We start from the raw sequence: 26,327 nt of genomic DNA, 5'->3' as shown, positions 1-26,327 counted from the left end.
GCTGCCGAGCAACGCGAGGCTGCGTTCGGCTGCGCAGCAGTCGTAAATCCGGCATACACGGTTTTTCTGATACTCCGTGGTTGAATGGTTTTACGACTGCTGCGCAGCCGAACGCAGCCTCGCGTTGCTCGGCAGCTGCTACAAGGATCTCAGCGGAATAGCGAAAAAATGAACCCCCGACAAATCTCCCCGCTCAATACCTTTAGGGCCCCATCACGGGCCGCTCGAGGAGGTCGTCATGTCCGCACCTATCGTCAAACTCTTCACTCAGCCCAACTTCGCCTGGACGGATATTCGCCGCGAAGAGGAAGCGCACCCGCGCCATTACCTCGCGCACTTGCTGCTGCTCGCGTTGATCCCCGCCGTCTGCCTGTTTATCGGGACCACCTATGTAGGCTGGAGCCTGGCCGAGAACGAAACCGTCAAACTCAGTACCCATAGCGCGCTGCAACTCTGCGTGCTGCTGTACGTCACTATCCTCGCGGGCGTGGCGGTGATGGGGGGATTCATCCGCTGGATGTCGCGCAGCTTCGACGCGCGGCCGACCCTTAATCAATGCATCGGTTTTGCTGCCTACACCGCGACGCCGTTCTTCCTGGCCGGGTTTGCCGGGCTGTACCCGAGTCGTTGGCTGGCGATCATTGTGCTGATGGCGGCTTCGGCCTATTCGACGTTTTTGCTGTTTGTCGGCCTGCCGACGTTCATGCACGAGCGCAAGGAACAAGGCTTGCTCAACGCCACGTGCATTTGGGGCGTTGGGCTTCTGGTATTGGTGACTATGCTGGTGACGATGATTCTGCTGTGGTTCAACGTGCTCACGCCTGAATACCTGCGCGCGACAGTCGGTTGATTCCCAGAGGCCCACAAACGCGGCCCACCCCCAGCGAGAACCGAGCATGAGTTTCATTTTATGGGTGGCCGTATTGGGTGCCGTACTGCTGACGCTGGCGCTGACCTCGTCATACCTGCGATGGATGCCGGTGACCACGTCGGCGGTGTGCCTGGTGCTGGGTGTCGGCATCGGGCCGTCCGGGCTCGGGCTGTTGAAGCTGGACACCGGTGACGCCTCGATCTGGATGGAGCACCTGACGGAAGTCGCGGTGCTCTTTTCTTTGTTTGTCTGTGGCTTGAAATTGCGCTCGCCACTCAAGGATAAAAAATGGCGGGTCGCCTTCGGCCTGGCCGGCCCGGTCATGCTGCTGACCATTGGTGGCATCTGCCTGTTGCTGCATTACGGACTGCAATTATCGTGGGGCGCGTCGATGCTGATCGGCTCGATCCTCGCGCCTACCGATCCGGTGCTCGCCGCCCTGGTCCAGGTCAACGACGCGCGGGATGACGACAGCGTGCGGTTTGGCCTTTCCGGTGAAGCCGGGCTCAATGACGGGATTGCGTTTCCGTTCGTGATCCTTGGCCTGCTCCTGCTGCAACACGACGGCAACCCCGGCTGGTTTGGCGACTGGGTGCTGCTCAGTCTGCTCTGGGCGGTCCCGGCCGGTTTGCTGACGGGTTACTGGATGGGACGCGGCATTGGGCGTCTGACATTGGTCCTGCGGATCAAGAACGATGACAGTACGCTGTCCCCGAATGATTACCTCGCCCTCGCCTTGATTGCCTTGGCGTATGTCGGGGCCGAGTCAATCCATGCTTACGGCTTTCTGTCGGTATTCGCCGCCGGCCTCGGACTGCGGCAGGAAGAAGTCAAGTCAACGGGCAATGCCGAGCTACCTGCCGAGCATTTGGTCCAGCCCGTCGTCGGGCACCAGAACGTCGAGCCGCAGCACGCGGTACATGGCGATACCGAACACCTTGAAGACACCCAAGTCGCTGCAGGCATCATGATGGGAGACATGCTCGCCTTCGGCAGTCTCGTGGAACGGGCCATGGAAGTGTTTCTGGTGACGCTGCTTGGCGTTGTACTGGTCGCTCATTGGGACTGGCGCGCCCTGCTGGTCGGCGGGGTGTTGTTTTGCGTTATTCGTCCTTTAAGTGTCGTCGTTATGCCCTGGGGTCGATTGCTCGATTGGCGCCAGCGACTGTTGATTGGCTGGTTCGGCATACGCGGCATCGGCAGCCTTTATTACCTGTTCTATGCCTTGAATCACGGGCTGGGCCAGTCGGTCGCGACCCTGTGCACCGACCTGACTTTGTCCGTGGTCGCGTTAAGCATCCTGATCCACGGAATCAGCACGCAACCCACCCTCGCCCGTTATGAACGGCGCAAGAAACAAATTATTTGATTATTTATCCAAGCATTTATGGGCGGATCAAACGAATTTTCGCCTTCAAAAATTTGAAATCCCTGCACAACCCGGTAGTCACAACCTTAATTCCGCCTGGTTTTCTTGCACGGCGGGACCCGACAGGTTCGGTTCCACTGTGGCAACGACGCCGTTCAAAAGGGACCTCGGAAAAGATTAAGGTGCCGGTCATGATTCATTGTTCAACCCCCGATCAAATCAAAGCCTGCCGGGCGTTCGCCCTGGAATCCAATCGCCTTATGTTCGAAGAAGCCCAGTCGCTGAGCCGCTGCGCCTTTGAAATGCTTGAGGCCGGCGATATGGACCTGGAACTGTTTGATCGCTATCAGGCCATGCGCAGGAAGGCTGATCTGAAATTCCAGGAAGCGATTGAGCACCTGCGATTGCTCAACGAAGACTTTCCGCCGATCCCGATGTCCGTGAACAACTCCCACCGGTTGCACCAGCAGCTCGAAGAGCGGGTTTGAGCCCGGCTATTCGCCGTTACGCAATCTCTGTAGCAGCTGGCGAAGCCTGCGTTCGGCTGCGTAGCAGTCGTGAAATCAGACGATGCGGTGTATCAGGAAAACCGCATTCTCAGGATGTACGACTGCTTCGCAGCCGAACACAGGCTTCGCCAGCTGCTACAGAAATCGCGTTGCCGCAGAAAGCACTCTCTGCAACCCCATTTTTTACGAGACATAACACCACGCCGCGAACTGCATGAGTCAATTTCCGGACTCATGCAGCCTGCACGACCTCAATGCGCCATCAACCGTCTCAACTTATTGGTTTATATAGCGTTACTGAAACTACAAAAGTAGGCACGACAAATGCTCCAGGTCTATGAGCGACCTACGGCGATGAGACCGTTTGCGCCCACCCCCGTGACTACTATTTGAGAGACTCGACCATGAACGCCATCGACCTGTTGAAAGCCGACCATGAACGCGTGAAGGGCATCCTGACTCAGTTAAGCGAGTCCACCGAGCGTGGTGTTAAAAAACGCACCGAGCTGCTGGCCAAGCTTGAAATGGAAATCGCCATCCATACTCGCCTCGAAGAGGAAATCTTGTATCCGGCGTACAAAAAGGCCGGAGGCAAGGAACAGGAGGTCATGTACTACGAAGCCAAGGAAGAACACCGCACCGTGGATTCGCTGGTGCTGCCGGACCTGAAAGCCACCGACCCTTCCACCCCGGAATTTTCGGGTCGAGTGAAAGTTGTCAAGGAGCTGCTGGAACACCACATCGAAGAAGAGGAAACAGAAATGTTCCCAGAAGCCAAAAAGCTGCTGGGCAAAGCCACGCTGGAAGAGTTGGGTGCACAGATGGAAACGCTTAAGGCGCAGTACAAGAAAGAAATGGGCACGTCTAATATGGCGGCTTGATTCGGTTGTCTGACGTAAAAAAGCCCGGCGTTTGCCGGGCTTTTTGTTTTTGCGTGTCAGCCACCGGGGTTGGTGACCTGGATGTAAACCGCGTAGCTGCCCAGCAACACCCAGAAAGTTGCGAAGATCCACGGCGTGCGCACCGAAAACAGCAGTGATTTACGGTAACCCTTGTGCGACGACTCCATTTCGCTGAACAGTGGCGATTCATCGTAAGCCAGGCCCATCAATGGCTCGCTGCGCAGCAACTCACTTTGCTTGAAGTGCCAGTGATCGATGATGTCGTAGGCCGCACGAATGCCCGGCCAGGCGTTCAGCGAACTGAGTAACCCGAGCAGTGCAAGGAACGGTGGCACCACCAGGGTGAAGAGTTTTCCCCACTCGGGATTGAGGTTGGACATGCAGGAGGCGAAGGCAATCACCAGAAACGATTGCGCTGCCAGGTAAGCATCGGTTCGATTGGCGAGGATGCTGGTTTCGTACTGTATTTCACGACGGTAGAAATCCAGGCGCTCCTTGGGCGAGCCGAACATCTTGGCATTGTGTTGGGACAAGGCTTCTTCGGCAGTGGGTTCGGTCAGTATTCTGGGCACGGGACATACGCATGGGCTGGGAAAGCGTTTAGAAGAAACCTTCCCGGGCAAAGTTCAGCCGGATTCAATGCGCCTCGCTCGAACGCTACTTCGCCGCCGTGGTCCTTCAGATACAGACTCTGATTTTAAGGACCGCGAATGGACGCTCTCGATTGGGTGCAATGGCCAGCGATGTTGGTCACGGTGCTGGCGGCGTGGCTGATCGGCTCGCAAAAACCTTCGCACAGGGTGTGGGGGTTCAGTTGCTTTATCGTCAGCAACCTCTTGTGGGTGATTTGGGGTTACCACACCCACGCCTATGCATTGATCGTGTTGCAATTTTGCCTGTGTGCCATGAACCTGCGCGGTTTCAAGAAGAACGCGGACGGCTGAGCGCGACGCCAGTCACTTCATCGCCAAGGCAATGACTTCTACCAGATTGAGTTGGGTAAAGGGTTTGGACAAGCGCGGGAGTTTGGTGGCGAAACCTTCGAGGCGCTCGGCATAACCCGTGGCGAGGACAATTGGCAGGTCTGGCTTTAAGGTCCGGATGGCCTGCGCCAATTGCGCACCGTTCATTTTTGGCATCGCCATGTCGGTAATGACCAGGTCAATATTCTGCTCGGTGTCAAACAGCTCAAGCGCTTGTGCACCGGACACCGCGGTGACCACCCGGTGGCCGAGGTCCTCCAGCAACAGGCCGGTACTGGTCAACACCAGGCTGTCATCGTCCACCACCAATACGCACAGTTGAGCCACCGGCGGCGCTTCCACTTCCGCTGCTGCGGGCTTGGCGACCGAGTCAGCCGTGGCGACCGGTATCCACAGTTCGGCGACAGTACCGATGTCCTTCTGGCTCTTGAGAATGAATCGCCCGCCCAACTGCTCGATGAAGCCATGAACCATCGACAACCCCAGCCCCGTGCCTTTACCGACCCCTTTTGTGGTGAAAAACGGGTCCATCGCCGAGGCCAGGATGAGTTCATCCATGCCCTCGCCCGTATCGGTGACACTCAGGCAGACATATTGGCCAGCCGGCAGCAGCAAACTTGATTGGTCGAGGACGTCTTCGGTCCTGGCGCTGATGACGATTTTACCGCCGTTGGGCATGGCATCCCGGGCGTTGGTTGCCAGGTTCAGCACCGCCAGTTCCAGTTGATTGACGTCGGCCATGACCGGTACGAGATTGGGGAAAAATCGTGTTTCGAGCTGCACGGCTGGCCCGAGGGAGCTGCGCAGGAGCCCAGTGATCCCTTCCACCAGCGCGGGGATCTCGACGGATTCGGACTTGAGTTCCTGACGCCGGGCGAACGCCAGCATGCGTTGGGTCAGGGATACACCGCGCAAGGCACCCTGGGTGGCGTTGTCCACCAATCGAGTGACTTTCGGATCTTCGCCCACGCGTTTGCGCACGATTTCCAGGTTGCCAAGAATAACCGTCAGCAGATTATTGAAGTCGTGGGCAATCCCTCCACTGAGTTGGCCGATGGCCTGCATCTTCTGCGCCTGGAACAGCGCCTCTCGAGTTTTTTCCAGATCCTTCTGAGCTTGCGTAGCTTCGGTGATGTCACGGGTAATTTTGGCAAAGCCCAACAACGTGCCGGTTTCACCCCAAATCGGATCGACCACGACATGGGCAAAAAACCGCGTACCGTCCTTGCGCACGCGCCAGGCCCTGTTTTCAAAGCGCCCCTCGCGCATAGCCGTTTCCAACGCGCGTTGCGGTTCCCCGGCTTCGCGGTCTTCGGGGGTGTAGAAGATCGAAAAATGCTGACCGATGACTTCTTCGGGCCGGTAGCCCTTGATCCGCTGGGCCCCCAGATTCCAGTTGGTCAGGCGTCCATCCGGGGCAAGCATGTAGATGGCATAGTCAGTGACGCTTTGAACCAGCAAACGAAACTGCTGCTCGCTTTGCTTGAGGGTTTCTTCGGCCATTTTGCGGTCGGTAAGATCCCGGGTGATCTTGGCAAAACCCAACAGCTTGCCTGTCGGATCGATGATCGGATCGATCACCACATGGCACCAGAAGTGCGTACCGTCCTTGCGAACCCGCCAGCCTTCGCCCTCGAAACGACCTTCGCGAATCGCCGTATCCAGCGCACGCTGGGGCATACCGACACGGCGATCCTCTTCGGTATAAAACCGCGAAAAATGCTCACCGAGGATCTCCGCCTCCTCATACCCCTTGAAACGCCTGGCGCCAGAGTTCCAACTGGTGATGATGCCGTCTGGATCAATCATATAGATCGCATAGTCCACCACGGCATCAATCAGCAGGCGAAAACGCATTTCCTCGATGGAGTAGGTTTTAGACTTGTTATCACTCATCGATCACACCTGTGATTGTTGTTTTTATGGAGTATGCGACAAACCGTCGGTTTGGAAAGCCAGAAAACGGCCGCACACTGGAGCATAACGCTCTGACCACCTATTCTCGACGCCAATCGCCACTCCTGGCCGATTCAAGGCGCCCCGATGATCCTCATTCTGTTGCCCACCTCTGACTACGATCCCACTGAGAGCAGCGTTCCATGGCAAGCCATGCGCGAGGCCGGCATCGAGGTGCGCTTCGCGTCTCCCGAGGGCCTGCCCGCCTACGCCGACTCGCGCCTGGTGGATATCGGCTTCGGCCCATTGAACCCGTTGCTGATGACGCGCAAGGCCGACCTTGCAAGCTACGCCCGGATGATCGAAGACCCGTCATTTCGCAAACCGCTGTGCTATGACGAGATTGACCCCAGCGAGTTCCAAGGGCTGCTGATTCCTGGCGGGCATGCCAAGGGCATGCGCAGCCTGTTGGAGTCCGAGCAGGCCCGGCGGATCGCCCTGCACTTTTTCAAGGCCGACAAACCGGTGGCAGCGGTCTGTCATGGCGTGCTGTTGCTCGCCCGCACGCTCGACCCCGTTTCCGGGCTTTCGGTATTGCAGGGACGTAAGGTCACCGCACTGGTGGCCAACACCATGGAGCTGCCTGCCTGGGCAATCACCGCCGCCTGGCTCGGGCGCTACTACCGAACTTATCCTCAAACCGTCGAAGCGGAAGTCACCGCCGCCCTGTCCAGCTCGACGGACTTTCTGCGAGGGCCAGTCCTGGCAATGCGTGATTCGGCGGACCAGCCACAACGAGGTTTCGTCGTCCGCGATGGACAGTTTCTGACCGCTCGCTGGCCAGGAGACTGTCATCGCTTCGCCGCCGAATGGGTTCGAATGCTTAGCGGTTTACGTATTTGACGATGTAGGCGTACAGATCGTTGTAGACAAAGTCAGGGACAACCTGGGCATACGTTTGAATTTTGAGTAACGCCAAGTGGCATTCTTTTACCACCTCATTACGATCACTCAGGGTGCAGACCTGATTATTAATGATGCTGCCATAAGCGCTGTACACCGTCGGCGCCGTCGAAGGCGTCACGCCAGCGGTTGTGGTGTAGGTGATATGAGCACGTGAGACTCGTTCTTTCAGCGCGCCGTACCCGCGTTCATACACAGTGATTTGGGAACAGTCGACAGCCTTCGAGGCGGTTTCGAAGGCCAGGATGATCGCCTGCACATGACTCATGCCGGCCTCCAGCGCCGATAACGGGACAAACCTTTCGAGTTCGCGATTTTCCAGGCTTTTGAAGGCTCTCTTGATGCTCGAAACATGAGCAAACTCCAGGGTGCAGCCAACAATATGCGTCTCGAACTGATAGCCGGCCGCTGTCGCCAACGGCGGAAACGCGGCGAAATCGAGGCTGTCGAACGCACACTCCATAATGATGTTGTATTTGAGGGTAAAGGCTTCGGTGAAGATTTTGGCGCTGACTTCTCGGACGAAGGCTTCCGTATGTTCGTACGCATGCAGGACGCCGAGTTTGATCATCTCCGCGTATTGGGGGTGTTTTTGTCGGTATTCGGGCAGGTAGAGACGAACATATTTGTCGTAGCGCCGGGTCGGCAGGAGTTTGTTTTCCAGCAAAAAGGTTTTGCCCGACCCTTGCAGCCCGGCAACTACCAGGATCCTAGGCGTTACCTCGGCCGTGATACCGCGGAACAGCGTGGTTTTGATTTCATTGAACGCTGCAGTGACCTGCTCTGGGGTGTAAGCGTAATTCGGTGCGGGGGACATGCCTTGATTTCCTTATCAAAGAGCCGGCTGAATTTGAGTGCCTGCCCTTTGAATAAAGCTGTGTTTCGCCCTTTGTTCAAATGAGCGTGTTTTTCAAGGTATGTCACTGTTTTAAAAGGTAAAGGATCCTACGTAGCAGAGTGAAAATGCGTCTGCTCAACCGACCACCAGCGCGGCAGCAAATTTTTCACTTTGCTGTCGCCGAACCGGTCATCAATCAACATCACCACCCCTTGATCCTGCTGAGTGCGGATCACCCGTCCTGCCGCCTGCACCACTTTCTGCACGCCGGGATACAGGTAGGTGTAGTCATAACCGGTACCGAAAATCGCCGCCATCCGATGCTTCAACTGCTCGTTGACCGGATTGAGCTGCGCCAGCCCCAGGGTGGCGATGAACGCACCGATCAGGCGGGCGCCGGGCAAGTCGATGCCTTCACCGAACGCTCCGCCCAGTACCGCAAAACCGACGCCCTGGCTGTGCGCGGTGAACTGATCGAGAAAGGCCTGACGCTGCCCTTCCGCCATACCCCGGGACTGCGACCACAGGTTGATCTGCGGGTGTCGTTCAGCCAGCAACTGTGCCACCTGCTGCAAATAATCGAAGCTGCTGAAAAACGCCAGGTAGTTGCCGGGGCGTTGGCTGAATTGCCGGGCGATCAGTTCGACAATCGGCTCGAGGGACGCTTGCCGGTGAACGAATCGGGTCGATATCTGGCTGACGATGTGCACCTTCAACTGGTCGGCATGGAACGGGGATTCCACATCGATGCACACCGTGTTCGGCGGTGTACCCAGCAGGTCCGCGTAGTAATGCCGAGGGCTCAGCGTCGCGGAAAACAGCACCGTGCTGCGCGCAGCGCTCAGGCGCGGGCGGATGAAACCGGCCGGCACCACGTTGCGCAGGCACAGTTGCGACAGGTTCTGTTTGCGTTCGAGGTCGCGCTTGCTGATGTCGAACAGGAACTGCTCATCGAAGAGCTCGGCCACGCGACAGAACTGCAGCATGTCGAAGTAAAATCCCTGCAACGCGCTGTCCAGGCCTTGAGGATGATCGTTGAGATAATCACCGATGCTCGCGCTGCACGAAGACAGGGCTTGGAGGAGTTTTTCCGGGGCCTTGGCGTACGCCTGATACGCGGCCAGTTGCAGATTGTGCAGGGCATTCCACTCTCGATTGACCCGCTGCAACGGTTTTTTCAGCGCGTCCGGGGCGGTTTTTCGCACCCCGTTGAGGGTCGACTGGTCGAGCGTGGCGCTGTACATCTGCCGGCCGCGCTCCACGAGGTTATGCGCCTCATCCACCAACACCGCGACTTTCCAGTTGTTGGCCTGAGCCAACCCGAACAGCAGCGCACTGAAATCGAAGTAATAGTTGTAGTCGGCGACCACCACGTCTGCCCAGCGAGCCATTTCCTGACTCAGGTAATAAGGGCAAACCTCATGCGCCAATGCCACCTCGCGCAATGCGCTCTGGTTCAGCAGGCTCAGCTCACTGGCGGCCTGGCGAGCGGCCGGCAAACGATCATAAAAACCCTGGGCCAACGGGCACGATTCGCCGTGACAGGCTTTGTCCGGGTGCTCGCAGGCCTTGTCCCGGGCGATCATCTCCAACACCCGCAGTGGCGGCGCATCGGCGCTTTCAAGAATCACTTGCGCAGCGTCCAGTGCCAGTTTGCGCCCCGGCGTTTTCGCCGTGAGAAAGAACACCTTGTCCAATTGCTGCGGCGCCAGCGCCTTGAGCATCGGAAACAGCGTGCCGACGGTTTTACCAATGCCGGTCGGCGCCTGGGCCATCAAGCAACGACCGGTGCTGACCGCTTTGAACACCGACTCCGCCAGGTGCCGTTGCCCCGGACGAAAGTCGGCATGGGGAAACGCCAATTGCTGCGCCGCGCGATTGCGTCCTTCGCGATGAGCCATTTCCTGCTCGGCCCACTGCAGGAACATCTCGCAATGATGCTCGAAGAACTGCTCCAGCTCGCCGGCGCTGAAGGCCTCGACCAGACAGGTTTCCTTTTCGCTGACGATATCGAAGTACACCAGCGCCAGATTGATCTGCGCCAGCTCCAGCTTCTGGCACATCAGCCAACCGTAGACTTTGGCCTGCGCCCAGTGCAGTTGCCGGTGGTTGGCCGGTTGCTTGCTCAAGTCGCCGCGATAGGTTTTGACTTCTTCCAGGCAGTGTTGCGCCGGGTCGTAGCCGTCCGCCCTGCCCTTGACCTTCAAGGTTTTGTACAGGCCTTCGAGGGCGACTTCGCTTTGATAGCCCTCGCTTCGGCGCGAAGCAACGGTACGGTGACCGACGATGCCCTCCAGCGCGGTCGGCGACGGTGTGAATCGCAGGTCGAGGTCGCCGACCTTGGCGGTGAACTCACACAGCGCCCGCACCGCAATGCTGTAGCTCAAGCGCTCTGCTCCGCCCATTGCACATAGCAGACGGCGATGGGCATCTGATGTTCATGACAGAACTCCAGCCAACGCAATTGGTTGTCTTGCAGGCGATCGCCGGGGCCTTTGACTTCGATCATGCGGTAGGTCTTGTGCTGCGGCCAGAACTGGATCAGGTCCGGCATGCCGGCACGGTTGGACTTGATGTCCAGCAGCAGACGATTGAACCAGTGCTTGAGGTGTTCGGCCGGCAGGCAGTCGAGTGCCTGGTCCAGCAGTTCTTCGCTCAGCGCACCCCAGAACACGAAGGGCGACTGCACACCCCACTTGGCGACGTAACGTTCACGGATGGTCTGGAGGTAGCGGCCGTCATCGAGTTCGTCGAGACAGGCCTGAAACAAATCCGCCCGACGCCCATGGAAGTCTTCATTGAGCAAGTCCACCGGTCCGCGCTGGAACGGGTGGAAAAACGCTCCCGGCAACGGTGCAAAGATCGCCGGCCAGCACAGCAGCCCGAACAGCGAGTTGATCAGACTGTTCTCGACGTAATGCACGGGCGCCGAATCCTCCGCCAGATGCGCCTGGACGTAAAACTCAACCGACAACGCCAAATCGGTCCTGGGCAATTGGAGGTCCAGTCGCAGCATTTCCCGAGGGGATGGCCGCTTCATCGCCGGGCCCCCCAGTTTGCGCCGCAACCTGGGCAATACACGCAGTACATGCTGATGCTCGGTGGCACTTTCCGGCGATTGCTCCGCGTGCGTGGCCAGATGCAGGGCCAACTGATATTCACCGCAGCGCTCCAGCACACGAATAAGGCGCGCGCGTGCACCGGGGTAAGCGCAATCGCGGTAAATGGTCAGCGCCGTGGAGAAATCCGCCATGCGTTCGCAGTGCTGGCCAATCTGGAACAACAGCTTGCCCCGACGTCGTTGCAGCCACGGGTTGTCGAGTGCCAGTCCGTTGACCTGCTCGACAATGGTCGCCACCGCCTCGCCGGCCTCGAAACGCTGCTGGCAGTGATGCAGGAACAGGCAGGCCTCCACGTCTTCACGGCAGCGCAGGCCCCGGGACTCGGCGCAGAATTCGACTTTTTCATAGGTAAAGATGCCGAGATCGGCCAGCACAAACTCCGACCAGTCCTGATAAAGGTTGCCGAAGAACATCAGCCGCAAGCGGTCACACAGGTCCATGATGGTCAGCGTGAACAGCCGGTCGTTCAGTTGCGGGCACCACTGCGCGAAGCTTTGCTCCTCGCACAACTGCTCGCTCAGGGACGCCAGCCATTCGGTCTTTTTGCCGTTCGGTTGCTCGATGGCAGCACCGAAGCAGTGAAGAATCTCGGCCTTGAGCAGAACGTCGAACAGTTCGCCGATCGGCAAGGGTGACTGCTCATCAATCCAGCCTGCCGCCAGCAACGGCTCGGCAGCCCGGGCGATCTCACCGATTTCGACGTAACTCAATTTGCCGGCCCTGAAATGCACCCCCTTGCGCATCACCATCCTCACCAGCAGCGCCCGGGACTCGCGGGGTTGCCGACTGAAATCGCGGATGAAGGCCTGCTCCTCGACGCTCAGCACATCGGCGTAGCGATGCTCAAGCCAATCAAGCACTTGCATGAAGTTGTTCAGGTAGTAGAACGGGTCGTCGAGAGGATTTACAGTCACAGGGAAAATGGGCCATGGCGAGCGAGTACTGGTTATGCGTACAGATACCAGCTACGGCGTATCCGGTGCAAACGGAAAAAGATAAGCGGCGGCGCTATTTGGCTATTTTCGCGTGGCCATCGAACTTTCTGCCGATCCATGGCACCAACCGGCATAGCGGCTTTTTTTAGCATTTTTTGAGAGGTGGGTATGAATATCAAGACTCTGGGTTTGCCCTTGGCAGCGGCGGCCTTCCTGGCCCTGGCCGGTTGCTCGACGCCAACGGTCGTGACGCTGCAGAACGGCACCCAGTATTTGACCAAGGACATGCCGAAAACCAAGACCAAGGACGGGTTTTACGAGTTTGAGGATATTTCTGGCGCGAAAGTGAAGGTCAATGCCAACGACGTGGCCACGGTTCGCGAGGAAGACTGAAGACCGAGTTATCGTTATTCGCGGGCAAGCCTCGCTCCTACAAGGACTCGTACAACTCTGTAGGAGCGAGCGGTTCGGCGTCCCGACTTGCCCGCGAAGAGGCCCTCACAAATACCGGAAATCTACGGCATCCACGGCGTACCGTTATCGCAGGAGATGAACTTCCCTCCCCGCAGCCTCAATTCTTCATGAATCTTCCGGCAGCGGTCGTAATCCTGCTGCATCGCGTGATCGATGCTGATGTTGCCGGTGATCTCCGGTTGCTTTTCCCCCGAACGCAATGTCAAAAAGGGCTCTTCCGGCTGGAGCTGGAAACGGCTTTTCTCTTCCAGGGGCTCGACGGTTTCCGGCGATGCCGGTGCCGGCAGTTGATCTGGCGTCATGCCATAGCGGCTCAAAATCGAGCTGTGAGGCAATTCTGCGGCGGCACTTGCCGAAAAAAGAGCCAGTGCCAAACCGATGATGTGCCTCTTGCGGTTACTCACGTTCCTTAATCTCCTGATCCAGTACTTAATCCTGTTGTTGCAAGGTATTGGAGTCCGCAGGTGACTGTCGGGTCACGTGTTCCAGGCAGGTTTACGCGTTATCGTTCATCGCGGGCAAGCCCGCTCCCACAAGGATTTGCGAACGACGAAGATCCTGTGGGAGCGGGCTTGCCCGCGATGGGGACCTTACAAACGCCAGATTACTTTCAGGCGATTATGATCCCTGAGCCAGACAAGCTATCCAGCCCAACCCCCACCAACGTCACCGAATCCCCACCAAACGTCAGCACCGTATCCTGCCCCACCGCGCTGGCATGAGCCCGAAAGTCATCATTCGGCGCCACCCCCTGAACCCCGACAAATACCAGCTTGTCGTTCACCTGATAACCAAGAACCCGGTCCTGACCAAACGCACCGCTGAACAGAAACGTATCAACCCCGCCCCCCGATTCCATCAGGTCATTCCCCGCCCCGCCCACAAACACATCATTGCCTTTGCCGCCGATCAAATGATCGTTGCCGTCCAGGCCGAACACCCAGTCGCCCGTCACATGCGCCATGAGCGTATCGCCCCCCGCGCCGCCCTTTACCGATGACGCGTACTGGGTCAGGTTGTTGCCGACTGCAAGGCCATTAGCCGTGATGCTGTGCGTCACGTCATCCTTGAACAGCCCCCACAAGAACCCCGGTTCCTTGGTGACAATGCTGCCGATGTCCCGGGTGATGCTGATGCCGCCGCTGGCATCACGGACGTAGAGGTTACCGGCGCCGTCATTGGCAAAGTCGAAGCTTTTCACTGACTGCTGCAAGTCCAGCACGTTGCTGCCCTTGCCACCCAACAGGATGTTGTAGCCGCCACCGTCACGGAAACTGTCGTTGCCGTCGCGACCCTCCAGGTAGTCATTGCCCTTGCTGCCCTGAATCAGGTCGTTGCCGTCGCTGCCGATGATGAACGTGCTGCCCTTGTGGGTTTCAGCGTTGCGATTGAGGTCCTGAACCCAGGTGTTGGCGCGCGCCGGGTCCGAGAGATTGGCAACGACAATCGTCGAGTCTTTGCTGGTGAGGTCGTAGAACTTCGATTCGATCACCCGGTTCATGCCCTCGCCATAGGCGGTCGGCAAGTGCGAGATCCAGGTCGGGATGTTGAGGATGGAGAACGGCAGCACATTCCACGCCGTCGAGGCGTAGTGGTCGTTGAAGCTGACGATGTTATCGGTCGCCGAGGCCTTGGCGGCATCGTGCACGCCTACCGACGACAGGTTGAAGGATGAACCGTCTAGGGCTCGAAACACCGGGTCGTTTTCATAGCCGACGTTGAGCACTTTGTCGGTGCCGCTCTGGGTCGGGGACGCGTACGCGATGTAGTTCGAATCCTTGTAGAACCCGGACCACTTGTTCGTGCTCAAATCCGCCAGGCTGTTGACCGCCAACCCGCCAAGGCTATGGCCGCTGACCAGCACGTTTTTGCCCGACAGGCCATTGGCCTGGGCAAACGCCATGACGTCGCCGAGCAGATTGCCGAAGGCTTCGCCCACATAGTTTTTCGCATAATCCTTGGGACCGAACGCCGCCAGCAGATCGTTGATCACGTCGCCGAACGAATCGCCGATCAAGGTTTCCCGTGGGCCGCTGGTGCCGCGAAAGGCGATGCCGATTTCGGTCAGATGGCCCTGAGCATCGTACTTGCCGAGGATCTCGACCTGCGCGCTGGTGTACCCGGCCTTCTCGCCGAAGAACGTTCCGCGAGCGTCGACCTTGCCGTCATAGCCCAGCTGCGAGGCCGTGATGGGCGTCCAGCCGGCTTTTTGCACGGCCTCCAGTGCGGCTTTTTCCGAATCGGGGTTCCAGGGAATACCGGGAATCACCCCCTGGGAATCGGTGCCGCCCAGCAGTGCAGTGACCAGGGTCGCCGGCAAGCCAAGGCCGAAGCCGTTGTGCTGGTAACCCGTGGCAAAGCCATTGTCGAGGTTGTGGTAGGAATACAGCGTGATCGCCATCGCGTCGGTAAACAACGCTTTGGAATCGGCTGTGCCGAAGTTTTTGTAGTCATACACACCCATTGGTATTGCCTCTCTTTTGTTGGAATTGTCAGAGATAGCTCACAACCAGGACGCCTCGCTCCCGAGGCGCCCCGGAGCATCTAGTGCATGCAGCCTTTACGCAAACGTAATGCCTGAAGCCGACAGGTTGTCCAGCCCCACTCCCACCAGGGTCACGGCAAAGTCGCCCACCTTCAGCACCGTGTCATGGCCCGACTGCGAAGCGTGTTGCTTGTAGTCATAACCCTGCCCCGCGCCCTGAACGCCCAAAAACACCAGTTTGTCGTTGCCCTGGTAGCCATTGATCGCGTCGAAACCGAAGGCGCCGCTGAACAGGAACGTGTTGTTGCCACCCGAGGCGTGCAACACGTCATTGCCTGCGCCACCGACGAAGGTCACCTGGCTTTTGTCGCTGCGCAGCAGGTCGTCACCGGCATTGCCGAACAGCCAGTCGCCGTCGACGCTGGCCGCCAGCGTGTTGCCGTAGGCGTCCCCGTTCAGCGAGTGGTTGTAGTGGGTCAGTTCATTGCCGTTGAGCAAACCGTTGGCGGTGACGCTGTAAGTCACCTCCTTGCTTCCCCACCACGAACCCGACTCCTTGCTGACCAGCGCGCCGATGTCGCGGGTCATGCTGATGCCGCCATAGGCATCACGCACGTACAGCGTGCCGTCGCCATCGTTGGCAACGCTGAAGTTCTGCAACGGCTTCTGCAATTCGAAGGTGTTGCTGCCCTTGCCGCCCAGCAGGAAGTTGTAGCCACCGTCATCGCGGAAGCGGTCGTTGCCGTCGCGGCCTTCAATGAAGTCATTGCCGGCATCGCCCTTAAGCAAGTCGTTGCTGTCGGTGCCGATGATGAAGGTGCTGCCGGTGTGGGGCTCGCCGCTGCGACCAAGGTCCTCGACCCAGGTCGTGCCCCGGGACGATTCCGCCAGGTTGGAGACGATCAGCGTCGAGTCCTTGTCGGTGAGGTCGTAGAAACGCGAGTCGAGCACCCGGTTCAGACCGTCGGCATAGCCCAACGAGCCATGGGCCGACCAGTTCAGCGGATTGACGATGCTGAACGGCACAAGGTTCTGCGCAGTGGACGCGTACTGATCATTGAAGTTGACGATATTGTTGGTCGCCGATTCCTGATGACCGTCGTGCTTGCCCAGGGAACCGCTGCTGAACGTGGTGCCATTGAGCACCCGGAATACCGGGTCGTTCTCGTAGCCGATGTTCAACACGTTGTTGCCGGTGGCGCTCTGGGTCGGTGAGGCGAACGCGATGTAGTTGGCGTCCTTGTAGAAACCGCCCCAGTTGCTGCCGCTCAGCTCGGCGAGGCTGTTGACCCCCAGCCCGCCGAGGCTATGGCCGCTGATCATGACGTCCTTGGCGCTCAGACCGTGGGCGATCGAAAACGCGGCAACGTCCTTGAGCAAGGTGTCGAAGGCGTTTTTCGCATAGTTCGTCGCGTAATCCACCGGGCCGACGGCGGCCAACAGGTTGTTTTTCATGTCGCCGAAGGTGTCGCTGTAACCCAGGCCGCCGGTGCCACGGAAGGCAATGCCGATACCGATCAGCTTGCCCGCCCCGTCGTACTTGCCGAGTACTTCGGCCTCGGCGCTGGTGAAGCCATCCTTCTCACCATAGAAGGTGCCCGGAGCACCGACCTTGCCTTGATAACCCAGCTGCGTAGCGCCAATCGGCGCCCAAGCGGTGGCCGGCAGCGGCTGACCGGTTGGCGTGTACGCATACAGCGTCAGCGCGATGGCGTCGCTGTACAACGCCTTGCCGTCCGCATTTTTGTAATCAAACAGTCCCATAGACTTGCTTTCCTTTGCGTTAAATCAGAACTGCCAGTCGAGTGTCAGACCTACACCGTGGTCTTTCTCGTTGGAGCCCAGCAGTCCGTTGTAATCCAGGCTCACCCGCGCATTCTGAGTCACAGACAGACCGGCGCGCGCACCCACAATGGCGGCGTTTCGATCCAGGGACACGCTCTGCACGCTGAACCCGGTGTTGCCGTTGGCGAAGGCCAGATGATCTTCGGAACGGGTGTTGCTCAGGTTGTGCTGCCAGCCCAGCGTGCCGGACAGTTCCAGCTGCTGTTTGTCCGACAGCGCAACAGCTTTGCTTGCCCGCACACCGAGGGTCGAGAGCACGGCGTCACGGTTGTCTTCGCCACCCTTGAGCGCTGCGGCATCGCCTTTCTCGGTGAAGCTGTCGCGGTTCAGGTGCACGTAAGCCAGGTTGGCGAACGGCTCCAGTGCCAGCGGTTGCAGGTCCAGGCGATACGCCGCTTCGGTAAACAGTTGCGCGGTTGTCGCATCGCGTTTGGATTTCTGCTTGCCGCTGACGTCGCCGAATTGCAGGTCACGTTTCACGTCGATGCGATGCCAGCTGTACGCGCCGCCGACACTCAAACGCAGTGCATCGATTTCATGGCCCAGGTAGGCACCCAAGTGATAGCTGTCGACAGAGGTCGATGAATGCGTGCCATCGCCCATGCTCAACGAACTGTCGCTATAACCGGTAACGAAACCCAGCCGCGTATCTTCAGTGATCAGACCATCGACACCGGCCAGCAAACCGCCGATGGAGCTGTTGGAACTGGCGTTGTCATGCCCGCCATCGCTCTTGCCCCAGGCGCCGAGGACTTTGACCCAGGCGTTGCTGCGGTCATCGGTCGGTGCTGCGGCATCGAACAGATCACGCTCACGCAAACGTTCGCCAACGGCATCGCGCAGGTAACGGCTGTCGTTGATCAGCAACGTGCCGATCGCCGGGTGAATCTCACCGGACAGTTGCTGGAAGGCTTGTTGCGCGACGGCGGCGGTCGGCGACAGCAGCAGGGTTTCATAGAGCGGATTGCCCACGCCCAGTTGCTCGGCGGCGGCGGCGACAGCGCGTTGGTTCGGGGTTTGGCCAACGCTGGCGAAGGACGCTGCGTTGCGTTCTACCGCCAACTGGATGCCAGTGGCCGAGTAGTCGAGTGTGCCGCCGATGAACAGGTAATCCGGCAGCACCGCGCCGAAACGCCCTTCGATGCCGCCGGCTGCTTGCAGAATGTTGTATTGATTGCCAAGCAGGGATTGCACTTCGCTGGTGGTCAGCAAAGTCAGGCTGTTTTCCAGGGACAGGCTGACAGTCGCGCCGTCGATCACGGCTTTACCGCCCGCGATGATCTGGTCACTGCTGGTCGGCGACAATTCCACGGCGTAAGTCGAGCCTGGCTCGAAGATTACGTCGCCCGCCACTTGCAAGGTGCCGATCGAATTGCCGGGCGCCACGGTGCCGCCGCTTTTCGCGGTCAATGCGCCGATGCGGCCGTTACCGCCGAGAATCCCGCTGTCGTTGACGGTGACCGCCGAGAGCAGCGAGCCGTTGATGGCCAACCGGCCCTGATTGACCAGGGTCGGGCCGGCGTAGGTGTTGGCGCCGGTCAGCACCAGTGTGCCGATGCCCTGTTTGGTCAGGCCGCCATGGCCGGAAATGTCGTTGCGCCAGACGTCCCGTCCGCACTGCACGTCGTTGCACACGCGTTCGGTGGGTTTGCCCGCATCGATAATCGCGCCGATGCCCGGCAAGTCCGCCACAAACTGGCTGGAACCGTAGGCCCCCTGGATGCGGAATTCCTCGGGTATGTCTTGCTCGGTGACAAACATCCCCGGGCCATCGATGCCTTTGCGCAGGTTGATCATGCCCCAGCCGTACAGCGCGTCGACACCCGGTGCGCCCATGTCGGTGGCCGTGGTGCGCAGCACGCTGGCAACCTGGGCACCGGTCATGTACGGAAAGCGTTCCATCAGCACCGCCACCGCGCCCGCGACGTGCGGTGCTGCCATGGAGGTGCCGTTTTTGTTGGCGTAGCCGATGGTCATGTTATCGGCATTGGTGCCGCCGATGACGGCGCTGAAGATCTTGCTGCCCGGTGCCGACACGCAGAAACTCGCGGTGTAGCCGCAGCGCGACGAGAAGATGCTGATGTTGTAGAGGTCCGGGCTGTTGAGGTCCGGGTTCTTCTGCAAGGCCGCGACAGTCATCCAGTTCGGCGCAATTTCCGGGACGAAATAACCCAGGCCGGCAATCGCGTCCGGGTTATTCAGGTTGTAGTCGTTGCCGGCGGCGAAGATCGTCACGATGCCGCTGCGAGCGGCCGCGATGGCACCGTCGTAGGCGCCGCCCTGGCGCGTGCCGAGGATGGGCTGGATCTGATTGAACTGCAGCTGCGCGTCCTGCACGGTGAAATGCGGATACGCCGGGTCGCGCCCGCCCAGATCGAAGCGATCGGTGATGCCGATGCCCCAACTGTTGTTGATGATCCGCGCACCGCTGGCGATCAACGCATCCCAACCGGCCTTGTATACCGCGCCGTCGTTGCCGAGGATGATGCCGTCTTCCGGGCCCGGGTCGCCGTTGTCGGCGCTGATGATTTGCGCGCTGTACGCGACGCCGTGCATCGGGTTGCCGTCGCGGCTGCCGGCGGCGATCCCGCCAACGTGAGTGCCGTGGGAACCGAGCTTGCCGTCGTAGCCGACCGTGGGCGAACCGTCATACAAAAACGCATCGCCGGCTTTGACCGGAATGTAGGGGTCGGTGTATTCGCGGATACCGCTGGTGACCAAGGTGACCACTTTGTTGGCACCGGAAAATTCCGGGTGCTGGGCGTAAACCGGTTGATCGAAGATCCCCAACTTCACGCCTTTGCCACTGTAACCGGCGGCGTAGGCATCCTGCGCGTTGATGGCGCCCAAGCCCCAGTCAGCGTTGAATTCAGCGCTGCGCCAGCTGTTAGGATCGCCTGCTCGACCGTTTTCCACGTAGGGTGCGGCTTGCGCGGTGCCTGCCGAGGCTAATGCGCAGAGCAAGGCAAGGTTGTTGTACTTCTTATTCATCCAGCTACCGTCCTTAGTTGTGTTGCGAAAATTCTTGTGGCCGAGGCGCGCAACTTGTAGGAGCGAGGCTTGCCCGCGAAGGCGGTGTGTCAGCCAACGTCAATGCTGAATGTCACGGCCCTTTCGCGGGCAAGCCACGCTCCTACAGGGGGTGCGGTGTTCCAGCCCTTTACCGCGTTAAAACTGCCAATTGAGGCTCAGCCCTACGCCATGGCTTTTCTCGCGGCTGGCCAGTTGGCCGGTGTAATCGAGGTTCACGCGAATATCCCGGCTCAGGGCCAGGCTGGCATGGGCGCCTACCAGCGCCGCATCACGCACCATGGGCGAACTCTCTACCGAGAACGCCGTGCTGCCGCTGGCAAACGCCAGGTGCTGTTCGGCATCGGTGTTACTCAGGTTGTGCTGCCAGCCGAGACTTCCTCCCAGCTCAAGCTGCTGCTGGCCGGACAGGTTCACGGTTTTCAACGCGCGCACGCCCAATGTGCTGAGCACCGCATCCCGAGTGTCGCCGCTGCTTTTCAGTGCGGCGGCATCACCTTTCTCAGTGAAACCTTCGGTGTCGAGGTGTACGTAGGCCAGGTTGGCGAAGGGTTCGATCGCCAGCGGTTGCAAGTTCAGGCGATACGCCGCCTCGCCGAAAACCTGGGTGGTGCCGGCATCGACCTTGGCTTTCTGCTTGGCGCTGACGTCGCCGTATTGCAGGTCACGTTTGACGTCGGCGCGATGCCAGCTGTAAGCGCCGCCGGCACTCAGGCGCCAGGCGCCCAACTCGCGGCCCGCATAAGCGCCAAGGTGATAGCTGTCGACCTTGGCCGATGAATGAGTGCCCGAGCCCATGCTCACCGAACTGTCGCTGTAGCCGGTGACCAGGCCGATCCGGGTTTGCTCGTCGATCGCGCCATCGACACCGGCGAGCAAGCCACCAATCGAGGTGGTGTAACCGGCAGTGTCATGGCGATCATCGGTCTTGCCCCAGGCACCCAGCGCCTTGATCCAGCCATTGCTTTGATTGCCTCTGGCGTCGACCAGTCGCTCGCCGACCGCGTCACGCAGGTAACGACTGTCGTTGATCAGCACCGAGCCCAACGCCGGATAAATTTCTCCCGACAACTGCTGGAACGCCTGCTGTGCAGACGTCGCGGTGGGCGACAGCAACAGACTTTCGTAAACCGGATTCCCTGCCCCAAGCCCTTCCACGACGGAGGCGACGGCGCGCTGGTTCGGCGTCTGGCCGACGCTGGCGAAAGTCGTGTCGTTGCGCTCCACACTCAGTTGAACACCGGTGGCGGCGTAATCGAGGCTACCGCCGATGAACAGATAATTGGGCAGCACCGCACCAAACTGGCCTTGGATACCGCCGGACGCTTGCAGGATGTTGTATTGATGACCGAGCAAGCTTTGCACTTGTTGAGCGCTGAGCAAGGTCGGGCTGTTTTCCAGCGACAGGCTGACCGTCGCGCCGCTGACCGTGGCCGTGCCACCTGCGATGATCCGGTCGCTGGCGGTCGGCGACAGCTCCACCGCGTAGGTCGAGCCGGGTGCAAACGTGACATCGCCCGCGACCTGCAAGGTGCCAATGGAATTGCCCGGCGCGACGGTAGCGCCGCGGTTGGCCGTCAGTGCGCCGATTCGTCCCGACCCACCCAGCGTGCCGCTGTCATTGACGGTCACCGCTGATGAAAGCGAACCGTTGACCGAGAGCAGGCCGCCATTCACCGTGGTCGACCCGCGCCAGGTGTTGTCGCCGATCAGCATCAGCCGTCCGGCACCGGATTTGATCAAACTGCCTTCGTAGATTCGGCTTGCAGCGGCTGAATCGCGAGCCATGCCGACGGCGTAATCCGTCTGATCCTGCTGGCTGGCACCGACCGGCACGCCGTTCTGCCAACCTTTGGTGCTCAAGGTCTGTTGCCAGGCACTGCGTTCGGCCGCGTCTTCGCCCTGCCGCTGGATCAGCGCGTTGTCCGAAATGTCATTGCTCCAGACATCGCTCTGCCCTGCCCCCAGATTGGCATCAAAGCGCCCGAGCAATTGCCCCGGCCCGCGCATCGCCCGTTGGAGGTTGGCCACTCCCCAGCCGATGCGGGTATTCGGTGCCTGGGTGATTGAACCGTCGAGTTGAGTGGCGGTGGTCAGCAGGGTTTCCAGCGCCTGCTGGTTGGTCATGTACGGATAGCGTTCCATCACCAGTGCCAGGGCGCCGGTGGCATGCGGCGCGGACATGGAGGTGCCGGACTTGATCGCATAACCGCCGTCTGGAATGGTGCTGTCGATCTTCGCGCCGGGGGTGGTGATGCACCAATACTTGGCGATCCCGCACTGGTTGTACTTCTGCTGGTTGCTTTGATCCAGCCCGGACACCGCCAGCCAATGACCTTCCAAATCCGGCTGGAAATACGGCAAGGCCGAACGCACGCTGGCGTTGGGGTAACCGCTGTTGCCGGCACTGAACACGTTGATTACGCCGCGTCGGGAAACGCCCGCCGCCTTATCGAGCCAGGTGCCTTTGTTCCAGTGTTGCGCGTAAGCGGCGTGCAGATCGCCGAGGGTGCGGTAACTGACGTCCGGTGGTTGGCTGCCCCAGCTGTTATTGATCGCCCGCACGCCAGCGTCGGCCAAGGCGTTATAGACCGCTTTGAAGTAGCGCGGATCGGGGTTGGGACCGAACAGGAAACTGTCGTTCTTGTTGGTGTTGCCGACGTAGACCTGCGCGTTATACGCGACACCGTGCATGCCGGTGCCATCGCGGGAGGCACCGATGGTGCCGGCGACATGGGTGCCGTGAGAATCGTTGTTGGTGTTTAGGGTGCCGTCGACATTGAACTGTGAACCGTCGACGTAACTGCCGCGGGCCAGCACCGCGTGATAACGGTCGGTGGCGAATTCGGGATGGGCCGCATCGAAGCCTGAATCGAGCTCGCCGATTTTCACGCCTTTACCGGTGACGCCGACGGCGTAGGCTTGGTCGGCCTGCATGCGGGCCAGTCCCCAGTCGCGCTGGAATTCCGCGGTACGCCAACTGGCGGCATCACCCAGGGTGCCGGTTTCCTGATAAAGCGCCTGGGCCGAGCCGGGCGCTACTGAAATCCAGAGCAACAACGTGCCGACCGACATCGGCTTGATCTGTACATCCATGTTTATCACTTCTCGCATTTTTGGCGTTTTTAGAATTCTGGTTGCCCATCAGGGACCGCAACGCATACCCCTGTAGCAGCTGGCGAAGCCTGCGTTCGGCTGCGAAGCAGTCGTAAAACCTGACAACGCGGTTTGTCAGATAGACCGAATGGCGACTGCTGCGCAGCCGAACGCAGGCTTCGCCAGCTGCTATGTATGGACTCGCCCCCACTGTCTACCCGCTTTTGAAAAACCGCCGCCCCGTTGCATCTATGTATTAGGCCTATTCGAGGAAGCCGTCTTCGGCTTCTGGCCAAAATTGGAAGAGCTCGTGGTATGCCGATTACAGTCAGGCCTCGAAGGCCAGTAGCAGCTTAGGCATCAATCCACGCCGGTCTTACCTGGGGTCAATTTTTTTTCAGCAAAGGGCCGGACAGTTAGTACCTCGGTGGCAGAACTCTGTCGCTCAGTGGCTCATCGTCGCTTGCTGGCCATCACCCGCCTGGCGACGATAAGTCTGGTCATTCTGTAGAAGCACCCAGACGATTCGCAGGTTGCGGTTGGCCAACCTGACCGCAGCCTCCTTACGGCCCAGTCGGCTCATCCAGCGCAACAAGCGGCGGTCATCGGGTTGCTGGGAATCAGGTCGTAGTTGTTGCAGCACGGCATGGGCTCCCTGGATCATCAGGCTGCGTAAATAAACATCGCCTCGCTTGGTCATGTCCCCCAGCCGGACCGTCTGCCCGCTGCTGTGCTGGTCAGGCACCATGCCAAAGTACGCGGCAAACTTGCGGGCATTGGGAAATCGCTCAGGCTTGGTTTCCTTGGCCACCAGTGCCGTGGCAGTGACTGGGCCGATGCCGCGCACAGTCATCAGTCGCTTCGCCGTCATGTCGGCGTTGGCGGCCACTTCCAGGCGCCCCGTCAGCACGCTGATGCGTTCGCCCAAATGGCGCCACTCGGCCAACAGTTCGTCGATCAGTTCACGCAGCACGCCCGGCACCGGCTGGGTGGCATCTTCCAGTACCCGCGGAATTTTCTGGCTGATCGCAACATCGCCCTGCGCCAAGGCCACGCCATGCTCGAGCAGCAGGCCGCGCATCTGATTGCTCACCGCCGTGCGTCGACGCACATAGCCCTGGCGGGCGCGATGCAACGCCTGCATTGCCAGCGCCGCAACGCTTTTGACCGGCACTGCGTAGATCTTTTCATCGCGACCAGCCCGCAGAATCGCCAGCGCATCGTTGCGATCATTTTTAGGCCCGCTGCGATGTGTGGCCACCAAACGGGCTGGAAGAATCCGCGCCAGATTGCCTTGGTCTTGCAGCTGCCGGGCCCAGGCTTGAGCACCCGGACCGGTCTCCATCAGAACCACGACATGAGGCGGCAACTGGCGGAGAAACGCATAAAACGCCTCGCGCGACTTGATCCGCTGCTCGTAGTGCACCTGGCCGAGGACATCCTCCCCGGCGACCTGAAAGACCTGCTTGGCCAGATCGACCGCTACGGTTGTGCAGGCCGACAAATCGGAAGAAGACAGGGATTGATCAACCGAAGTATGCTTTTTCATGGACTCGCCCTCGCTGTCGTTGGCTGTTTAGACTGCCACCGTGGCGCATTGACGCCTCGGCTTGGGCGAGTCCATCCAATTACACGTTCATCATTAAGTCCGTGGGCCTTGGCCGAACGCTTCGTCCACCTTGGCCAGATCCTGCTCGGTCAAGGTCCCGGCGTAGTAATGCAATTTGGTCCAGGCCATCAGGTAGTCATACCTTGCCTGCGCCAAATCCCGGCGGGTGGTAAATAGTTGTTGTTCGGCATTCAACGCATCCAGGTTCACCCGCTCACCGCCCAGGATGCTTTGTTTGGTCGAGACCACCAGCGCTTCGGCCGACTTCAGGGCTTTCTGATAAGCCCGAAGTTTGTTCACCCCCGACAGGCAGGCACTGAATTGCCGCCGCAGTTCGATCAGTGTTTCCCGGGTCTTGCCATCCAGTTCGTACTCGGCCTGCTCCATGGTCCGGCTGGCCTGACGGGTCGACGCCGACACCCCACCACCCGCGTACAACGGCACGCTGACTTCAATGCCGATGGTGTTGGTGTCGTAACGCTGGTTGTAGGTGTTGCCGCTTTCCGATTCGTTCTGGCGCACCGACGCGTAGGCACTGACTTTCGGGAAGTGCCCGGCGCGGTTACGTTCGACTTCATACCGCGCGACGTCCACCGCCTGGCGCTGGGAAGCCAGGTTCGGGTTGTTGGCCACGGCCATCTCGTGCCAAGTGTCGTAGTTGGCCGGCTGCAGGCTGAAGGTCTGGAAATTCTGGTCCAGCGGCGCCAGGTCCGTGATGTCGACGGCGGGCACACCAATCAGCGCTCCCAGTTCGCGCAAGGACGCGTCCTGCTCGTTGCGTGCCTCGATTTCCTCGGCGGTCGCCAGTTCGTAACGGGACTCGGCCTCGAGAATATCGGTGCGCGTGCCCTCGCCCTGACGGAACATCTGCTCGTTCTGGCGGAACTGCTGTTCGAAGGCTTTCTTCTTGGCCAGCGCGATGTCGATCTGATCCTGGGCGAACAGCGCATTGGTGTAGTTTTCCAGCACACGGACCAGCAGTTCCTGGCTTTTGCCGCGGAAGGCTTCGTCGGCAAACAACGATTGCGCCACGCCTTTGCGGTACGCCGCGTAGGCTTCGTAATCGAGCAACGGCTGCTGCAAAGTCAGGTTCGAGCCGTAGCTGCTGTAATTGCGGTCCTCGGTGAAGTCCGGCCGTCCTTCATTGAGTTGGGTCACCTTGGAGGTGTTCCGCCCCTTGTTGTAGGTGTAACCGATCCTCGGCAACAGCCCGGACCGGCCAATGATGCGGTTTTCCAGGCCGGCATCGCGCTCCTTCATCGCCCCCAGGAACACCGGGTCATTGCGCAACGCTTGCTCGTAGATATCGAACGGCCCCATGGCAGCCATCACACTGTTGCACGTCAGCAACGCCAGGGTGGCGGCGAGCATTGAAAACTTATTCATACAGCCGAACATCC

General features: G+C 59.6%; 19 protein-coding genes. 7 read left to right on the top strand and 12 right to left on the bottom strand.

From position 1 onward, the window contains the following. Nucleotides 1-238 precede the first annotated feature (238 nt). From ACYZT6_RS12460 to ACYZT6_RS12445, 4 genes are all read left to right on the top strand, one after another. A complete protein-coding gene (locus ACYZT6_RS12460; protein ID WP_462027136.1) occupies nucleotides 239-850 on the top strand; it encodes a Yip1 family protein in 612 nt (203 codons plus the stop codon). 46 nt (nucleotides 851-896) lie between these two features. Beyond that, on the top strand, nucleotides 897-2,240 hold the full coding sequence (locus ACYZT6_RS12455; protein ID WP_462027135.1) for a cation:proton antiporter: 1,344 nt from the start codon (nucleotides 897-899) through the stop codon (nucleotides 2,238-2,240). Next, on the top strand, nucleotides 2,237-2,728 hold the full coding sequence (locus ACYZT6_RS12450; protein WP_462027134.1) for a hypothetical protein: 492 nt from the start codon (nucleotides 2,237-2,239) through the stop codon (nucleotides 2,726-2,728). Before ACYZT6_RS12455 ends, ACYZT6_RS12450 begins: the two co-directional genes overlap by 4 nt. Nucleotides 2,729-3,153: 425 nt before the next feature. Next, nucleotides 3,154-3,630 (top strand): hemerythrin domain-containing protein, encoded by a 477-nt coding sequence (locus ACYZT6_RS12445; protein WP_462027133.1) that lies wholly within the window; start codon nucleotides 3,154-3,156, stop codon nucleotides 3,628-3,630. A 56-nt stretch (nucleotides 3,631-3,686) separates the two neighbouring features. On the opposite strand, the gene ACYZT6_RS12440 is transcribed toward ACYZT6_RS12445, so the two are convergent. Then, the gene (locus tag ACYZT6_RS12440) at nucleotides 3,687-4,223 is read right to left on the bottom strand and encodes a hypothetical protein (protein ID WP_462027132.1); all 537 of its coding nucleotides are present in this window, start codon (nucleotides 4,221-4,223) and stop codon (nucleotides 3,687-3,689) included. Between the two features lie 138 nt (nucleotides 4,224-4,361). On the opposite strand from ACYZT6_RS12440, the gene ACYZT6_RS12435 reads away from it, so the two are divergent. Next, nucleotides 4,362-4,595 carry a hypothetical protein gene (locus ACYZT6_RS12435; RefSeq protein ID WP_462027131.1) on the top strand — a complete coding sequence of 78 codons (234 nt, stop codon included), beginning with the start codon at nucleotides 4,362-4,364 and terminating at the stop codon, nucleotides 4,593-4,595. 12 nt (nucleotides 4,596-4,607) lie between these two features. Here the strand turns inward: ACYZT6_RS12435 and ACYZT6_RS12430 are convergent, their stop codons facing one another. Next, on the bottom strand, nucleotides 4,608-6,530 hold the full coding sequence (locus tag ACYZT6_RS12430) for a hybrid sensor histidine kinase/response regulator (protein WP_462027130.1): 1,923 nt from the start codon (nucleotides 6,528-6,530) through the stop codon (nucleotides 4,608-4,610). A gap of 147 nt (nucleotides 6,531-6,677) precedes the next feature. Between ACYZT6_RS12430 and ACYZT6_RS12425 the strand changes: the two genes are divergently transcribed. Next, a complete protein-coding gene (locus tag ACYZT6_RS12425) occupies nucleotides 6,678-7,433 on the top strand; it encodes a DJ-1/PfpI family protein (RefSeq protein WP_462027129.1) in 756 nt (251 codons plus the stop codon). On the opposite strand, the gene ACYZT6_RS12420 is transcribed toward ACYZT6_RS12425, so the two are convergent. The 3 genes from ACYZT6_RS12420 to ACYZT6_RS12410 form a co-directional block, all read right to left on the bottom strand. Continuing rightward, nucleotides 7,414-8,310: a zeta toxin family protein gene (locus ACYZT6_RS12420; protein ID WP_462027128.1), complete on the bottom strand. Its 897-nt coding sequence runs from the start codon at nucleotides 8,308-8,310 to the stop codon at nucleotides 7,414-7,416. The two genes, ACYZT6_RS12425 and ACYZT6_RS12420, sit on opposite strands and share 20 nt — an antisense overlap. 128 nt (nucleotides 8,311-8,438) lie before the next feature. After that, nucleotides 8,439-10,718 carry an ATP-dependent DNA helicase gene (locus ACYZT6_RS12415; protein WP_462027127.1) on the bottom strand — a complete coding sequence of 760 codons (2,280 nt, stop codon included), beginning with the start codon at nucleotides 10,716-10,718 and terminating at the stop codon, nucleotides 8,439-8,441. Next, nucleotides 10,715-12,367 carry a VRR-NUC domain-containing protein gene (locus tag ACYZT6_RS12410; protein WP_462027126.1) on the bottom strand — a complete coding sequence of 551 codons (1,653 nt, stop codon included), beginning with the start codon at nucleotides 12,365-12,367 and terminating at the stop codon, nucleotides 10,715-10,717. The genes ACYZT6_RS12415 and ACYZT6_RS12410 overlap by 4 nt, the downstream gene beginning before the upstream one ends. Before the next feature lie 189 nt (nucleotides 12,368-12,556). Here ACYZT6_RS12410 and ACYZT6_RS12405 point away from each other — a divergent pair, with 189 nt between their 5' ends. Beyond that, nucleotides 12,557-12,781 carry a YgdI/YgdR family lipoprotein gene (locus ACYZT6_RS12405; RefSeq protein WP_109631133.1) on the top strand — a complete coding sequence of 75 codons (225 nt, stop codon included), beginning with the start codon at nucleotides 12,557-12,559 and terminating at the stop codon, nucleotides 12,779-12,781. A gap of 122 nt (nucleotides 12,782-12,903) precedes the next feature. Here ACYZT6_RS12405 and ACYZT6_RS12400 read toward each other — a convergent pair whose 3' ends face one another. The 7 genes from ACYZT6_RS12400 to ACYZT6_RS12370 form a co-directional block, all read right to left on the bottom strand. Continuing rightward, nucleotides 12,904-13,266, bottom strand: a complete 363-nt coding sequence (locus tag ACYZT6_RS12400) for a hypothetical protein (protein ID WP_462027125.1) — start codon at nucleotides 13,264-13,266, stop codon at nucleotides 12,904-12,906. A 206-nt stretch (nucleotides 13,267-13,472) separates the two neighbouring features. After that, nucleotides 13,473-15,326 (bottom strand): polyurethane esterase, encoded by a 1,854-nt coding sequence (locus ACYZT6_RS12395; protein ID WP_462027124.1) that lies wholly within the window; start codon nucleotides 15,324-15,326, stop codon nucleotides 13,473-13,475. 96 nt (nucleotides 15,327-15,422) lie between these two features. Continuing rightward, nucleotides 15,423-17,111, bottom strand: coding sequence for a polyurethane esterase (locus tag ACYZT6_RS12390; RefSeq protein ID WP_462027123.1), 1,689 nt, complete (start codon nucleotides 17,109-17,111; stop codon nucleotides 15,423-15,425). Between the two features lie 24 nt (nucleotides 17,112-17,135). Next, the gene (locus tag ACYZT6_RS12385) at nucleotides 17,136-20,183 is read right to left on the bottom strand and encodes an autotransporter domain-containing protein (RefSeq protein WP_462027122.1); all 3,048 of its coding nucleotides are present in this window, start codon (nucleotides 20,181-20,183) and stop codon (nucleotides 17,136-17,138) included. A 177-nt stretch (nucleotides 20,184-20,360) separates the two neighbouring features. Then, complete coding sequence (eprS, locus tag ACYZT6_RS12380) at nucleotides 20,361-23,318, bottom strand: autotransporter serine peptidase EprS (RefSeq protein WP_462027121.1); 2,958 nt, start codon at nucleotides 23,316-23,318, stop codon at nucleotides 20,361-20,363. Between the two features lie 445 nt (nucleotides 23,319-23,763). Then, nucleotides 23,764-24,822, bottom strand: a complete 1,059-nt coding sequence (locus ACYZT6_RS12375; RefSeq protein WP_462029945.1) for an IS110 family RNA-guided transposase — start codon at nucleotides 24,820-24,822, stop codon at nucleotides 23,764-23,766. 138 nt (nucleotides 24,823-24,960) lie between these two features. Continuing rightward, nucleotides 24,961-26,325, bottom strand: a complete 1,365-nt coding sequence (locus tag ACYZT6_RS12370; RefSeq protein ID WP_462027120.1) for a TolC family outer membrane protein — start codon at nucleotides 26,323-26,325, stop codon at nucleotides 24,961-24,963. Nucleotides 26,326-26,327: the final 2 nt, after the last annotated feature.

The sequence above is a fragment of the Pseudomonas sp. RT6P73 genome, from assembly GCF_054897715.1.
Note: the sequence above shows the minus strand (reverse complement) of the source record. Positions and strands in the feature narration are given on the sequence as shown.

Coding starts and splice junctions, on each gene's coding strand:
- ACYZT6_RS12460 (WP_462027136.1), top strand. CDS start 239: ATGTCCGCACCTATCGTCAAACTCTTCACTCAGCCCAACTTCGCCTGG.
- ACYZT6_RS12455 (WP_462027135.1), top strand. CDS start 897: ATGAGTTTCATTTTATGGGTGGCCGTATTGGGTGCCGTACTGCTGACG.
- ACYZT6_RS12445 (WP_462027133.1), top strand. CDS start 3,154: ATGAACGCCATCGACCTGTTGAAAGCCGACCATGAACGCGTGAAGGGC.
- ACYZT6_RS12435 (WP_462027131.1), top strand. CDS start 4,362: ATGGACGCTCTCGATTGGGTGCAATGGCCAGCGATGTTGGTCACGGTG.
- ACYZT6_RS12430 (WP_462027130.1), bottom strand. CDS start 6,530: ATGAGTGATAACAAGTCTAAAACCTACTCCATCGAGGAAATGCGTTTT.
- ACYZT6_RS12425 (WP_462027129.1), top strand. CDS start 6,678: ATGATCCTCATTCTGTTGCCCACCTCTGACTACGATCCCACTGAGAGC.
- ACYZT6_RS12420 (WP_462027128.1), bottom strand. CDS start 8,310: ATGTCCCCCGCACCGAATTACGCTTACACCCCAGAGCAGGTCACTGCA.
- ACYZT6_RS12405 (WP_109631133.1), top strand. CDS start 12,557: ATGAATATCAAGACTCTGGGTTTGCCCTTGGCAGCGGCGGCCTTCCTG.
- ACYZT6_RS12395 (WP_462027124.1), bottom strand. CDS start 15,326: ATGGGTGTGTATGACTACAAAAACTTCGGCACAGCCGATTCCAAAGCG.
- ACYZT6_RS12390 (WP_462027123.1), bottom strand. CDS start 17,111: ATGGGACTGTTTGATTACAAAAATGCGGACGGCAAGGCGTTGTACAGC.
- ACYZT6_RS12385 (WP_462027122.1), bottom strand. CDS start 20,183: ATGAATAAGAAGTACAACAACCTTGCCTTGCTCTGCGCATTAGCCTCG.
- eprS (WP_462027121.1), bottom strand. CDS start 23,318: ATGGATGTACAGATCAAGCCGATGTCGGTCGGCACGTTGTTGCTCTGG.
- ACYZT6_RS12370 (WP_462027120.1), bottom strand. CDS start 26,325: ATGTTCGGCTGTATGAATAAGTTTTCAATGCTCGCCGCCACCCTGGCG.